Genomic DNA, 14660 nt, shown 5'->3' with positions numbered 1-14660 from the left:
GCCAGATATATATTCAAGTCAGCTTACGAAATGAACCGGGGATCATCAAATATAAGCCTTTCTATCCATAAATGACGCATATCGCCCCTGTTAGCTCAATATTCTTAATCATAAATGGGGATAGATTATTCTGGGATCACATTCACTTCATGTGCCGTAATCATTCCACGAGGAGGGGCTTAAGCATGAGCATGCCGCAGATTCCCGAAGAGAGTTTTAGACCGACCAAAGAAGAGGTAGTCATCGATTTGTTAAAATCGATTGCGATGGAGGAAAACGCGATTGCCCATTTGCTTCATGCCGAAGCCGAGAAGATTCAAGCTTTTGTGGGTCATCATCACCGCATTTCGGTTGAGCCTTCCCATGCGGACCTCATAAAATTGAGTGGCCAGGTGACTCAGCTGCTGGATGTGATTGTGATGAAGGAATGGTTGCTGCTGCGAAAATTGGAAAATGTCATGGAACTCAATGACCCCGGACATGGCTGGGACGACTGCAATGATGGGGAGTAGGGACAGACTGAAGCACACACTAGAAAATGAACTCAGCCGGACGCTAGCAGAGGTGCTTTTTCCATCGCTATTGGAGCTTAATCAATCATTCCATCGATTCTTGGATTCCGTGAACGACCTTCGGCAGCTGATGATGAAGAGTGAAAAATCTCGTTTACATCCATCTTCGGACACTCATGCCGTTTCTCAGTTTCTATATATCTATCAGCAGAAAATAAATATAGGTTTACCTTGGCTAAATAAGGCAGAACGGGCTCGTTGGAATCCCGTCAGAATACATACGCTGCTGCTCTCCATACAATTGACAGGTAAAATTGATCCGGTGCTGAATCAGCATTTATGGAATGCTCAGTCCACGAAACGCTCCCCGTTTCCCTCACCGCCCTACCTGCTTAGATCCGTGTATTCACCAAGCAAAACCCAAGATCATAATAAAGAGGAAGGCGGTGAGATGTTTGTCTAAGGCCCATTCGTCCAACTCGGAATCCGTGGCGCAGAGAGAGCGAATTCATACGATCATGCGTCTGCTCTCTACGATCGCTATAGAGGAGATGGCACTGGCTCATATCGTTAACGCAGAAGCCGAGAAAATTCAATATGTAGCGGGGACTTTGCATCCTGCGATGGAAACCTTAGAGGTTCTATCCGTTCATGATCTATTCGTCATTCAAGATTCAGTTCGAAAAATGATGGAGGATGTGCTGTTGAGGGAAGTGATGCTGCATATGAAGTTCAGTAACATGCTGGACGCACTGGAGACCAACAGTATACATACGCAGAGTATCTGATAAAACTCAGGCTTGCATACGAGCGGCGGAGGTGCTGAATGCCTGAAGATAATCGTTCTAAAGTCACTCCGGCTCCTTTTAAGTCAAAGGACCAAGCGATAAATCACTTACTTACTTCCATCGCGATGGAGGAGTTAGGGTTAAGTTATGTCATTCATGCCGAGGGAGAAAAGCTTCAGTATGTCCTTGGAACGATTTCGGGGTTAGCGGGTTCTCCAGCAACGGTTCAAGACCTATTAAAAGTGAATGAAAGCGTTAGGCATACGATTCAGGAAATTACAAAAAAGCAGTGGTTGCTACAGTGTAAATTGGACAACGTGTTATCCGGCTTGATTACGCCAACGGGTTGGCATTGTGGGGCAAAGGAAGTATGGGGTGCGACCGGGCCGACAGGAGCTACAGGTGCCACAGGTCCAACCGGGGTTACGGGTGTGACGGGTGCTACTGGAGCAACTGGAGTAGCAGGCGCGACAGGAGAGGCAGGAGCAACCGGTGCAACAGGAGCGACAGGTGCGACGGGTGCAACTGGAGATCCGGGAGTAACAGGACCGACAGGGGAAGTAGGAGCAACCGGGGCAACCGGTGCAACAGGCTCGACGGGAGAGACCGGTGCAACAGGAGCGACTGGCGTGACGGGAGCCACGGGAGCAACGGGTGCAATAGGTTCAGCCGGGGCAACGGGTGCAACTGGAGATCCGGGAGTAACAGGACCGACAGGGGAAGTAGGGGCGACCGGGGCAACAGGAGTGACGGGCGTCGCAGGAGCAACGGGTGTTACCGGGGCAGCGGGGGCAATGGGAGCGACAGGAGCTACAGGTGCTACTGGAGTCACGGGTACAACTGGGGTAACTGGTGCGACGGGGGTTACAGGAGCAACGGGTCCAACAGGAGATCCGGGAGTAACAGGGCCGACAGGGGAAGTAGGGGCGACCGGGGCAACAGGAGTGACAGGAGCAACGGGAGTAACAGGACCGACAGGGGCAACAGGTGTGACGGGCTCTACTGGGGAAGTAGGGGCAACCGGGGCAACAGGAGTAACGGGTGTAACTGGAGACCCGGGAGTAACAGGACCGACAGGGGAAGTAGGGGCAACCGGAGCAACAGGAGTGACGGGCGCCACCGGAGCAACCGGGGCAACTGGAGTAACAGGAGCAACTGGTGTAACGGGAGCAACTGGCGTTACGGGAGTAACAGGGTCGACAGGGGCAACAGGAGTGACAGGAGCAACGGGGGCAACAGGTGTGGCCGGGGCAACAGGTGTGACGGGCGCTACGGGAAAACGGGTGCAACCGGGGCTACGGGTCCAACTGGAGATCCGGGAGTAACAGGGCCGACCGGGGAAGAAGGGGCAACCGGGGCAATGGGAGCAACAGGTGTTACCGGAGTAACGGGTCCAACAGGAGATCCGGGAGTAACAGGACCGACAGGGGAAGTAGGAGCAACTGGGGCAACAGGTGTGACGGGAGCCACGGGAGCAACGGGTGTAACGGGAGCAACAGGGGCGACCGGAGCAACAGGAGGCACAGGAGCTACTGGAGTAACAGGAGCAACGGGTGCAACTGGAGATCCGGGAGTAACAGGACCGACAGGGGAAGTAGGAGCAACCGGAGCAACAGGAGTGACGGGCGCTACGGGAGCAACTGGAGTAACAGGCGCGGCAGGAGAGGCAGGTGCTACCGGAGTTACAGGTGTGACGGGCGCCACGGGACCAACGGGTGCGATAGGTGCAGCCGGGGCAACGGGAGCGACAGGAGGCACAGGAGCTACTGGAGTAACAGGAGCAACGGGTGCAACTGGAGATCCGGGAGTAACAGGACCGACAGGGGAAGTAGGAGCAACCGGAGCAACAGGAGTGACGGGCGCTACGGGAGCAACTGGAGTAACAGGCGCGGCAGGAGAGGCAGGTGCTACCGGAGTTACAGGAGTGACGGGCGCCACCGGAGCAACCGGGGCTATAGGAGTCACCGGAGCAACGGGTCCAACAGGAGATCCGGGAGTAACAGGACCGACCGGGGAAGTAGGAGCAACCGGGGCAACAGGGGTAACGGGCTCTACGGGAGCAACGGGTGAAATAGGTGCAACCGGGGCAACTGGAGTAACAGGAGCAACTGGTGTAACGGGAGCAACTGGCGTTACGGGAGTAACAGGGCCGACAGGGGCAACAGGAGCGACTGGCGTGACGGGAGCCACGGGAGCAACGGGTGCAATAGGTGCAGCCGGGGCAACGGGAGCGACAGGAGCAACGGGTGTAACTGGAGATCCGGGAGTAACAGGACCGACCGGTGAAGTAGGGGCAACCGGTGCAACAGGAGCAACTGGCGCTACAGGGGTAACTGGTGCGACGGGGGCAACAGGAGTGACAGGAGCAACGGGAGTAACAGGTGAAATAGGTGCAGCTGGGGCAACGGGAGAAACAGGAGCCACCGGAGTAACAGGAGCTACAGGTGCTACCGGAGTCACGGGTACAACTGGGGTAACTGGTGCGACGGGGGTTACAGGGGCAACAGGAGTGACGGGCGCTACGGGAGCAACGGGGGTTACAGGAGCAACAGGCGTGACAGGAGCGACAGGTGCTACCGGAGGAGCAGGTGTAACAGGACCCACAGGGGAAGTAGGAGCGACCGGAGCTACAGGAGCCACGGGAGCAATAGGTGCAACCGGTGCAACAGGAGCAACTGGCGCTACGGGGGTAACTGGTGCGACGGGGGCAACAGGAGCAACCGGGGCTATAGGAGTCACCGGAGCAACCGGTGTAACAGGACCGACAGGAGAAGCAGGTGCAATCGGAGCTACGGGAGCAACAGGAGCAACTGGCGCTACGGGAGTAACAGGCACAACCGGTGCAACCGGCGCGACAGGTCCGAACTTTGCAACGACAGGTTTTTCTGCTTTTCAAACTGCTTTGTCAGTGACTACATCTGCGCAGCTTGCAAATTGGACCGTGACGGCGCCCTATTATCCGGATCCAAGTTTTAATGCAACGATAGGGACCTTTACGGTACCTGCGACAGGAAGATATGCGATTAAGGCTACGATAAATTATTCTACATCAGCAGCAGTAACCGTATCTCTCGGAGCGGGAATCAATCCGGCTTTTACTGTACGCAGGACTTCGCCGATTGTCACGAATTTAATCAGTGGATTGTTTCCGCTGTTGAATGTCAACGTTGCCTTGGTTCTAACCTTAAGAGCGGTTCTGGGGAATGGCGCTGTAACCTTGGCTGGCGATGTGCAATTGAATGCAGGCGATGTGGTCGGCTTGTTCTACGACGCCAATGGTCTCACCATTTCGCTAAACCTCGGAGGAGCAACTTCATCTGGTATTGTCTGGTCGATATTCAGATTATCCTAATTTGAAGAGCAATGGACATCAAATCCGGCCATCCTTGGTCGGTTTTTTGATTACGTATAGTCCCTGACGTGGGTTCGGATAAGCATGAGGTTTATCAGATGAGGGATGTTGTTTGAAATTTGGTCTGGATTTAACATATCCCCTAATGGTAAAATCTTCACTAATTTGGATAGCAAATCATAGACGGTGCAGAAAGAAGGGGCAGAGGAACATGAAATCCATAAACGTGCTTCATTACGATGCATTCTCCGTGCAGCCTAACAAGGGAAATCCTGCTGGTGTGGTTCTGAATGCAGATGATCTGACGGAGGAAGAGATGCAATCCATCGCTCGCAGCGTTGGATTCAATGAAACCACCTTTATCTTACAATCAGAGCAAGCAGATATCAGATTGAGGTATTTTACTCCCGGCCATGAAATGAATTTATGCGGCCATGCCACCATGGCCTCCATGTATGCTTTAAAAACCAGGGGATTGCTGCCGGAAAAAGAAACCGTGTGGATTGAGACCAAGGTGGGCAGTTTGCCTATAGAATTTCAAAATGCCGAGGGCCGGTTAACCATGAAGATGAAGCAGGATCACCCTCAATTCATATCCTTCGAGGGAGATGTAGACCGTCTAGCATCATCCATAGGTCTGAAACGTGACGATTTGGACTTAAGTATGCCCATCGTCTATGGAAGCACGGGAATCTGGACATTGTTGGTCCCGATAAAAGGGTTGGATCATTTTAACCGGTTGGTGCCTGATAATGCAATGTTTCCGGACATTTTAACCGAAAACCCCAAGGCCTCATTGCATCCTTTTTGCCTGGAAACGATGGATGCGTCTTCGTTCATGCACGCGAGACATTTCTCTTCGCCGTATTCGGGCACCATTGAAGACCCGGTAACTGGAACTGCATCGGGGGTAATGGGGGCTTATTATTTGACTTACCTGAACCCTGAAGTATCCTCCGCTCGATTTAGTATTGAACAAGGCCAGGAAATGGGGAAAGACGGTAGAGTGCATGTTCATGTGAACCGTCGTAAAGAGACCATGGATGTCTATATTTCCGGTACGGCGGTGTTTGTAAAGGAATTCCAGGTTTGCTATTGATGGATGACCATCGAATGATAGAGTCATCGACATAAGTTAATTCATACAAGGAGTGCGACTCATGCAGGAACAAGAAGAAATAAAGATTTATCCTAAGGTAACCAAAATGCTAGTGGGCTCTTTGGCGTTTGTGCTGCTAGGCAGTGGATTGGTATACGGCGGGGTGACGTCGGACAACATGGTTATCGCCATTGTCGGAATCATCTGTGCGTTGTTTTTTGGCGCGGGACTGGTGTTTGCCGTCACCAAGCTGTTCCAATCGGCTCCGGCACTCTTGATCCATAAGGAGGGGTTCGTCGATAAATCCTCTTATGTGAGCGCAGGAGCCGTCGCGTGGGACGAAATTAAAAATATTCATATCTATCAGATAAAGAATGAGAAATTCATAGGAATTGAAGTTTATGATCCTGATCATCTGATGTCCAGGCACCCTGCCTGGAAGCGGAAGCTCATGCGTATGAATAAAGGCATGACGGGCTCTACGATTCATATTTCTGCATCGAGTATCTCCGCTAATATATACGAGCTGTTCCCTTTGATGTACCGAAGATGGAATGCGTCCAAATCGAACCCGGATCAGATGCTGAAGGAGGAGAACATGTTATGAGGACATTTAAGCCGGAAATGACTTTGGATATGGCGGTAAGCCATCTGAAGCATATTGAAGGGGAATCGGTAATGAATGTCACCCCCATCGAGATGGGGGAACTGAGCAAGGTGTTCAGTTACCGCAAGGGCGATGCCGATTATGTCATTCATTTTAAGGATAATGAGCATAGCCTTCATAAAGTGTTCAAAATCTACGATATGTACGGTGAACAATCCTTGCCCATTCCCCGAATCCACAAGGTAGGGAGAGTGGAGAATATTCATTTCTCCATTTCGGACAGAGTATCCGGAACGCCGATAAGTGCTCTTGAACCGACGCAAATTCGAGCGCTCATCCCCGACATTGTCCATCAATTCATGCGGATCCGTCAGGTACATGTCGCGGATTCCCATGAGGGTTACGGCTGGATTACCCCGGAAGGCAAGGCTGTCCATCGTTCATGGCTGGACTACATCACGTCTGTTTTCGATGAGGAGCAAGAAGGCTTCTACCATGGGTGGCACAATCTGTATGAGAACAGCTTTCTGGAAAAAGAGTTTTTTGAAGAAATCTACCAAACGATGATCGAACGGGTTCGCTATTCGCCTCCGGAGCGATATCTTGTACATGGAGATTTCCATTTGGGTAATATGCTGGGAGAGAACGAGAACGTTACGGGGATCGTGGATTGGGAGATGGCCATGTTTGGCGACTTCATGCTGGATGTTTCTGTTCTTCATATGTGGTACCCGATGCTGGAGTTTCCAAGTAGGCTGCAGCAAGCCCTGGAGCAGCAAGGCGTAAGTATTCCATATTTTGAGGAGAGACTGTTAGGCTATCAACTGTTCAAAGCGCTGGACGGACTCCGTTTCTATGCGAAGAAGGATGATCCCCACAGCTATCAGTTTATGAAAGTCAAAATTATATCTCTATTAAATCGATAGATCCCTACGGGGATCTTTTCGTATTATTAGGTCAGCCAGAGATTTTTGGTTGGCCTTTTTTCTTAGGTGCATTAAGATGGCGGTAGCCGGGAGAACGTGGGTCTTTTAGGGGCGTAGACCCCGTCAAAAAAACTGTTTTCCTACTACCCCAATGACCATGTTTGAGCTGGTAGAGGCTTTGACCTCGCATCACAAGCGAAGCTATGGGTTTGGAACCATCGTAGGAAGTGCCGGTGAATACGAATTGGGAGGTTATTATGGAACCTGTTGTCGGCGTTGACGTAGCCAAGGGATTCAGTGTGGTACAAGCGTTTTTAAAGCGGAATGAGCCGTATGGGAAGATGATTAGCATCTCGCATGGGGAGGGTGGATTTAAGTATTTGGGGGAGGTACTTGCAGAGCTGCAGACAAAGACAATGCAGCCTCCGGTCGTTATTCTTGAAGCGACAGGTCATTACCACCGCGGACTTGCCACCTATCTAGAGCGCAACGGATGGACATATTTCATCGTCAACCCATTACAAGCAAAACGAGCGAAAGGAACACAGTTGCGCAAGGTAAAGACAGATGCTGCAGATGCCTGGCATTTAGCCGAGATGTATTATCGGGGAGACGTTACCGCGCATCGTACTTGGGATGAGGCATTTAGAGAGCTTCAACATGTCACCAGGCAACATGAGTTTGTGACGGGGATGTATGTGCAAGCGAAGTTAAACATGAGGTCCTTGCTGGATCAAGTTTTTCCAGCGTATGAGAAGGTATTTCGCGATCTATTTTCTGTGACATCTCTCAACGTGCTGGCCCGTTGTCTGGAAGGTCAAGTCGAGAATCTGCATGAGGTCATTCAAAAAGGCGTAGGAAGGTCACATTCACGAAAATGGATGGAAGCTAAGGTGGAACAACTCGAGGAAGCACTGTCTGATTGGAGCGAACAGCCAAGAAGTCATTCTCAAACTTTCGTTTTACGCGGGATGGTTGACTTACTGCTTGCATTTTCAGAGCAACTGAGCGAACTGGAGAAGCAGATCAATGAAATGGCAACGAGTCTTCCAGAGGTCGAATTGGTGAAAAGTATACCGGGAATAGGAGATAGACTTGCAGCCGCGATTGTCGCTGAAATTGGAGACGTTAGGCAGTTTAAAGAAGCGAAACAACTTGTTGCTTTTGCTGGATTGGATCCTGGGATATTCAGTTCGGGGAAATTCACGGCAAGTAGTTCAAAAATTACGAAGCGTGGCTCAAAGAGGCTTCGTCGTGCTTTATATTTAGCCGTACAGTGCGGTATTCGTGGAAGAACTAATCCCAAAATATGGGATTATTACGATAAAAAACGAAAAGAGGGCAAACCCTACAAGGTTGTCGTGATCGCTTGCGCCAACAAGCTTCTCCATCACGTATACGCCATCCTTAGTAAGAGCCAGCCCTATCAATCCTAATATTCCAATATCCAAATTTATCCAAAACCTTCACGCCAATGAAGGTTTTTTGTCTTGCTTAAAAATAGTATATCAAGAAGATCGCCAATCACCAACACCAAATCCTTGACAAGTATTAGCTGGTTTTTATGAGAGAAATGTGTGAAACGGTATAGTTAACTGACGAGTCCAGAATGATTGGCCAAGAATATAATGGACTAGGTTTAGTTGAAGGGTGGGAACGTCAATGCAGCATACCGATCGGGTAAGGAGCCGTGTACCGGATGGCACTCTAATTAGGGGCTTGTATTCTGCTGTTTATTTGGTTGAGCAAGGCAAGAAACGGCCCATTAGCGATATGGCGACTTTCCATTCGTACGGATTTACCGCGAAAAGTATGGTGGAATTGAATGAGTCGGTACTCGAAGAAATGGAGACCGGGTCACCCGTGAATATATCCGGGGATTTCATCCTGAACAGTCCTTCAACCCTTCTGGTAAAAAACAGCGGATCGGAAATCTATCTGTGGAGCGATCGGCGTCTCCATCCGATTATTTCCCACGAAATGTATCACAGGCTCCATTTTAATTATTCCAGCGTTGTCATCTTGCCGGACGAACTAATCGCTATACTCCCTCAAGGGGATATGATTCATGATGCATCCTTGCTCACGTCTTTTCTTATTAACGGCAGATTATACAGCGCTCCGAATGGGTCGATCTACTATGGGGAGCGGCATATGCTGCGAAAAATCGGAGGACCCGCCATCTTTGCTTTCTATCGGTGGAGAGTTGAAGAGATTGTTCATTTAACAAGTGAAGAGTTCCACAACTGCCAAATAGGGGAGCCGATCCTGTAAATAATTTCGCAGTATTAGAAGCTGTTTATGACGAAGTTTTTTCGGAAAGGGTGGGGTGCTTGAAGATATTGCTCGTGACGATATTCCTGATTCCTCATGTCGGTGGACTATGGAAGTATATGCTGCAGATCAAGCAGGGGCTTGAGGCACTGGGGCATGAGGTCGACATGGTCGGTGACAGAATTGATTGCTTTTATGTGTATGGAGATGATAACCGGAAGGTGTTCAAGAGTCATTATAAACCGATGTTGGAGGCGAATCTCCCAGCAGCATCCCCTATATTCTCGGATAATTGGGTCAGGCATGCTGAATCTGAGCGGTTATGTTTGGAGCTAACGCTTTCTTATTTGGACCTGGAGCAATACGATGTCATCCATGCACAGGATGTGCTGGCTGCGGCAGCCGTCAGTCGTGTGAAGCCAGCGGGCATACCCTTGGTAACCAGCATTCATGCTTCCGTGGCACTTACTATTTTGAATATGGTCCAAAATGATCAAGGGATTAAACCTTCCAGCCCATTACTCGTCTGGAATTATTATAAATCGATTGAGAATATCGGGGGCTCATCCAGCGATCAGTTGCTTCTGGCTTCCGAATGGCTGAGGGATGTCGTGGTATCGTACTTTGGTCTGCCGGTATCCCGGATCTCATTGATTCCCTATGCGATGGATATTCCAAGCTTCGAAGACAGGCTGAAGAAAGAGCACGAACTGACTCGACCCATGGACAAGAAAGTGATCATCTGCACCTCCAGACTCAGTCATGAAAAGGGCATTCACGTGTTGTTGGAAGCCTTGGGCAAACTCCATGCCTTTCGACAGGACTGGGAATGCTGGCTTGTTGGAGACGGAGATCAGCGTGCATTGTACGAATATCGCGTTGGTCAGTTGGGTATGACGGGGGCAGTCCGTTTTTGGGGCTCGCGTGACGATGTTCCTGCGTTGTTAGGGCTGGCAGATATTTTTGTTATGCCAAGTCTGATGGAGACCCTCTCCTATTCTGTGATGGAGGCGCAGATTGCCGAACTGCCGATCGTTTCTTCGGATGCGGGCGGTCTTAAGGAAGCGGTACAGCATGAGGTGAACGGCCTTCTCTTTCAGACCGGGAATGACGATATGCTTACTGCACGTCTGAATATGTTGCTGGAAGATGAAGCGTACCGTAGGCTTCTAGGTAAACAAGCGCGGAAATGGGCATTGGCTCATCGTGGTCTGGATTCCATGGTGAAGCGAGTATTGGAGGTTTATCAAAAAGAGATAAGCAAGGCCCAGTAACCTAGGAAAGGGAGGAAGGCCATGCATTTGATAGAGGTACCCGGAGACCAGTACAGTCATTTGTTTCTGGTCAATCAATTCCCTTCGTCATTAATGGTGAATCAAATGGTGTGGGAGCAAACAGTAAGCCGGCTTCCTAAGGATTATTTCATACCGGATTACCGGATTATTAATATGATGATGAATATGAAATAGAATGATCGAATGGAGGTATGGGAATGGGAACATCTAACTGGCAGAATTTATCTTTTTGTGTGGATCTGATCCGGTATGTATCTCCGAAGTCCGTACTGGATGTCGGCGTTGGATTTGGCCGTTGGGGAATGATCTGCCGCGAATATTTGGATGTTTGGGAGGGGCGCGTATTCCGCACATATTGGGATACGCGCATCGAAGGGATTGAAATCTATCCGGTCAATATTGATTCATATCATTCCTGTTTCTACAATATCATCCATGTTGCGGATGCATTCGATCATGTACAAACGGAGGTTCAGCCAGGACAATTCGATCTGATCATTCTTGGTGACGTTCTGGAGCACTTTACAAAAGAGCGGGCGCTTGTGCTGCTGCAGACCTGTATTGAAAAATCCCGCTTCGTTCTGCTGAATGTTCCGATTGGAACAGACTGGCCGCAGGGAGCAGTGTACGGTAATGATTTCGAAACCCATTTGAGCACATGGACAACGGAGGAGCTGGATCTGTTTCCCGTAGTCGACAAAAGGCACTTTAAGGATTACATTAACCGTGATTTCTCCACGTATTTGTTTTCGATGCCAGGCAAGTAGCTAGAAGGGAGGCTTGCGCGATGTCATCTGAATCACATTTGCAGACCATGGTCACGAAAGTACCGCTGGAATTGTTATTTACGGATTTCATAGAAGAGGAACATAAAGCCGAAATTCCAAACTACACGGAAGCCTGGTATGAAGTTCATACAAGATATGCCGATCTTCCAATTATTCGGTTGTCACCCCATTTGCAATTGTACCGTTACCTTATGAATCTAGGGGGGGATCCGAAGTTGTATCTGGATTGGCATACCTCCATATATACCACCCGTGATATGAAGGTACCTATCTCGGATTATGATCTATTGGAACAGCGGCGCTTGCAATATCGCACGATGGCTGCCTTGTTCGCCAATGATAAGGAGCATTTCAACGAAGATCCGATTTTGGTCCAATACAACAGGAAAGGCGGTTATTTTCGTTTGAAAGACGGCCACCATCGAGCCATCTTTCAATATCTCAGCGGAGTTAGGCACGTCCCCGCCCGAATGACCGTTCGCGACTATGAGGAGTGGCAGCATACGGATGCTGTGAACCAGGTAACCGAGGTCTTTTCCCGCCATCTTCGAACCCTGATTTATACACCGATTTTGAATCCTCATTTCTTGCATTTGAAGAGTGAACGGGATGATGTCTATCCGACCCGTATGGATCTGATGATGGAGTATCTGGGTTCCTCATCCGTTCGAGGAAAAAGGGTAATCGATATCGGCTGCAACATCGGATTTTATGCCAGACACTTTACACGTCAGGGGGCAATCGTTACCGGTTATGAGCCAATGGCTGAGCATTACGAGCTGGCGAGGCAGCTGAACGTTCTCGAACGAGTTCATTTTGATCTCAAGGAGGAGCGGTTTGAACGCTCAAGTCTTACGGAAACATATGATATCGGGTTGCTTCTAACCGTATTCTATCATGTGATGGACGATCTGCCGGCGCGGGAAGCATTTCTGAGGAAATTAGACCAGAGTGTTACAGGAGTTCTATTTTGGGAATCCGGGGCCGAGCCGGAGAAGGAAAAGGCTATTTTGCTTAGGGGGACGCATTTTGACAGATATGAGAAATTGGGGGATACCGAAGGGACCGGGAAGAAAAGAGAATTTGGTGTTTTTCAGAAATCATCATACAAATCCGGCAGCGCTATATGAATGGAACATCTTCTATAAGGAAGGTGTTTTCTTTTTATTCTTGATTGAAAAAATGATATATTGTAAGAAACAAATAGATAAAATGGGAATTTATAATGGGGATAAAACCTAGAGAAATGAGCTGATTCTATTCTATGAAAAAGATCGTTCTGGCCGGTGGAACAGGTTTTATCGGAACTTATCTTGCGAAAAAATTCACGAATGAGCAGCATGCACAAGTACTTATGATATCCCGACGGAAGGGCCATATCGCATGGAACGATCAAGAAGCGATCATCGCTGCTCTGGAGGGGGCGGATATGCTGATTAATCTTGCAGGTAAATCGGTCAATTGCCGTTACGATGAGGAAAATAAGAAGCTGATTCTGAAATCAAGAATAGATACAACGAATATACTCGGCACGGCTATCGAGGCATGCCGTACTCCTCCTCGTACATGGTTTAATTCCAGTACGGCCACGATTTATCGCCATGCTGAAGATAAGCCGATGACGGAGGAACAGGGTGAAATCGGGACGGGTTTCTCGGTTGAGGTTGCCAAGGAATGGGAGCGCGCTTTTTTCTCGTTCTCACTGCCTCAGACACGACAAATCGCTTTACGTATTGCCATCGTGCTGGGACCGGGTGGCGGCGTCATGACGCCTTATGTAAACTTGGTAAAATACGGACTCGGTGGCGTTCAAGGTACAGGCAAGCAAAAGTTCAGCTGGATTCATGTGGAGGATTTGTATCGTATGATCCTGTTTTTACAAGAGAGAGCAGAGCTGAGCGGGATATTCAATTGTGCATCCCCTCATCCGGTTACCAACAAAGAACTAATGGAGCAGCTTCGGCTTGCATTGAATCGCAGAATGGGATTGCCATCACCCAAATGGCTGCTTGAACTGGGAGCCCGGCTGATTCAGACCGAAACGGAACTCGTGCTGAAGAGCCGATGGGTCATTCCGGACAGACTCTGCAAGGCAGGATTTCATTGTACATATGATACGCTGAATAAAGCACTGGCTGACATCTTGAAGCGATAAGTGGATTTTAACGCCTTGGTGGATTACGCATTGTAAAAATGATGGCATATGGAAACGGAACGGATAGAATGGATTTATTAGATGAGAGAGGGAGTGTCCTATAATGAAACCAACGTTAACGATTGTAGAGATTGATCAATTAGAACCCGCCATACAGCATCAATTAACCGAATTGTTGATTCGGGTGGTAGAAGATGGGGCATCGGTAGGATTCTTACCGCCGTTGTCTTACGATGAAGCTTCCGCTTACTGGGAGGATGTGCTTGGCCCAGGGGTTACCCTGTGGGTTGCCGTGCAGGATGGGCAGGCGATTGGCACGGTTCAGCTGCAGTGCGCCATGAAGGCAAATGGCAGACACCGGGCCGAGGTAGCAAAGCTGATGGTGGACCCCGCATCCCGCCGCGGGGGCATCGGCCGAGCATTGATGCTGCATCTGGAGCCGAAAGCCAAGGCAGAGGGCAGAACGTTGCTGGTCTTAGATACCCGGGAGGGGGACCCCTCCAACAAGCTGTATCAGTCTCTGGGTTACATACAAGCTGGAGTCATACCCGATTATGCCATATCCTCTAACGGCGAACTGGACGGAACGGTGCTGTATTACAAACGTATCTAAGCCACGAAACGGAGGGGTTGGATGGATCGAGATGAGCGATTCTATCGCAAATGGACTCAGATCCGGGCGAAGGGGAGAGCATGGAGAGGTCAAAACACCCGTTATGACAATTTGACCCGGCCTTATGAGAAACAGCGGAAGAAGAACTTGCCGTAGCGGCGAGTTCTTTTTGTCTTCTGGAATGGACGTCGATAGACGTTTTCTAATATCGGACGTCGGCATTACTAGCCTTTTCGCCCAACATGTTATAC

Annotated in this window: 15 protein-coding genes and 1 pseudogene; all 16 read left to right on the top strand. The window is 49.5% G+C overall.

The features are described 5' to 3' along the window. The first annotated feature begins 185 nt into the window (after positions 1-185). The 16 genes and pseudogenes from AC0VZ8_RS22425 (at position 186) to AC0VZ8_RS22350 (ending at position 14565) form a co-directional block, all read left to right on the top strand. On the top strand, positions 186-512 hold the full coding sequence (locus AC0VZ8_RS22425; protein ID WP_071219936.1) for an alpha-helical endospore appendage domain-containing protein: 327 nt from the start codon (positions 186-188) through the stop codon (positions 510-512). 455 nt (positions 513-967) lie between these two features. Further along, a complete protein-coding gene (locus AC0VZ8_RS22420) occupies positions 968-1300 on the top strand; it encodes an alpha-helical endospore appendage domain-containing protein (protein WP_475484431.1) in 333 nt (110 codons plus the stop codon). 38 nt (positions 1301-1338) lie between these two features. Beyond that, positions 1339-2550: pseudogene (locus AC0VZ8_RS22415) on the top strand (alpha-helical endospore appendage domain-containing protein); the annotation flags it as partial. Positions 2551-2660: 110 nt separating this feature from the next. Then, a complete protein-coding gene (locus tag AC0VZ8_RS22410; protein ID WP_475484430.1) occupies positions 2661-4652 on the top strand; it encodes a collagen-like protein in 1992 nt (663 codons plus the stop codon). Positions 4653-4863: 211 nt separating this feature from the next. Then, the gene (locus AC0VZ8_RS22405) at positions 4864-5751 is read left to right on the top strand and encodes a PhzF family phenazine biosynthesis isomerase (RefSeq protein WP_475484429.1); all 888 of its coding nucleotides are present in this window, start codon (positions 4864-4866) and stop codon (positions 5749-5751) included. Positions 5752-5812: 61 nt separating this feature from the next. Beyond that, the gene (locus AC0VZ8_RS22400; RefSeq protein WP_475484428.1) at positions 5813-6358 is read left to right on the top strand and encodes an STM3941 family protein; all 546 of its coding nucleotides are present in this window, start codon (positions 5813-5815) and stop codon (positions 6356-6358) included. Further along, positions 6355-7284 carry a phosphotransferase family protein gene (locus AC0VZ8_RS22395; RefSeq protein ID WP_475484427.1) on the top strand — a complete coding sequence of 310 codons (930 nt, stop codon included), beginning with the start codon at positions 6355-6357 and terminating at the stop codon, positions 7282-7284. The genes AC0VZ8_RS22400 and AC0VZ8_RS22395 overlap by 4 nt, the downstream gene beginning before the upstream one ends. A 257-nt stretch (positions 7285-7541) precedes the next feature. Next, complete coding sequence (locus tag AC0VZ8_RS22390) at positions 7542-8720, top strand: IS110 family RNA-guided transposase (RefSeq protein WP_475484426.1); 1179 nt, start codon at positions 7542-7544, stop codon at positions 8718-8720. Between the two features lie 226 nt (positions 8721-8946). After that, a complete protein-coding gene (locus AC0VZ8_RS22385; protein WP_260065907.1) occupies positions 8947-9558 on the top strand; it encodes a hypothetical protein in 612 nt (203 codons plus the stop codon). Between the two features lie 59 nt (positions 9559-9617). After that, positions 9618-10832, top strand: a complete 1215-nt coding sequence (locus AC0VZ8_RS22380) for a glycosyltransferase family 4 protein (RefSeq protein ID WP_260065905.1) — start codon at positions 9618-9620, stop codon at positions 10830-10832. 21 nt (positions 10833-10853) lie between these two features. Next, positions 10854-11027, top strand: coding sequence for a hypothetical protein (locus AC0VZ8_RS22375; protein WP_260065904.1), 174 nt, complete (start codon positions 10854-10856; stop codon positions 11025-11027). A 23-nt stretch (positions 11028-11050) separates the two neighbouring features. Further along, complete coding sequence (locus AC0VZ8_RS22370) at positions 11051-11620, top strand: methyltransferase domain-containing protein (protein ID WP_475484425.1); 570 nt, start codon at positions 11051-11053, stop codon at positions 11618-11620. A gap of 20 nt (positions 11621-11640) precedes the next feature. Further along, complete coding sequence (locus AC0VZ8_RS22365; RefSeq protein ID WP_475484424.1) at positions 11641-12771, top strand: class I SAM-dependent methyltransferase; 1131 nt, start codon at positions 11641-11643, stop codon at positions 12769-12771. A gap of 134 nt (positions 12772-12905) precedes the next feature. Beyond that, positions 12906-13796, top strand: a complete 891-nt coding sequence (locus AC0VZ8_RS22360) for a TIGR01777 family oxidoreductase (protein WP_475484423.1) — start codon at positions 12906-12908, stop codon at positions 13794-13796. A gap of 103 nt (positions 13797-13899) precedes the next feature. Further along, on the top strand, positions 13900-14409 hold the full coding sequence (locus AC0VZ8_RS22355; RefSeq protein ID WP_475484422.1) for an N-acetyltransferase family protein: 510 nt from the start codon (positions 13900-13902) through the stop codon (positions 14407-14409). 21 nt (positions 14410-14430) lie between these two features. Continuing rightward, a complete protein-coding gene (locus tag AC0VZ8_RS22350) occupies positions 14431-14565 on the top strand; it encodes a hypothetical protein (protein ID WP_475484421.1) in 135 nt (44 codons plus the stop codon). Positions 14566-14660 lie beyond the last annotated feature (95 nt).

This window comes from Paenibacillus sp. QJM3NY_38 (assembly GCF_056173265.1).
The sequence above is the reverse complement of the archived record's forward strand: the minus strand, read 5'-3'. Positions and strand labels throughout refer to the sequence as shown.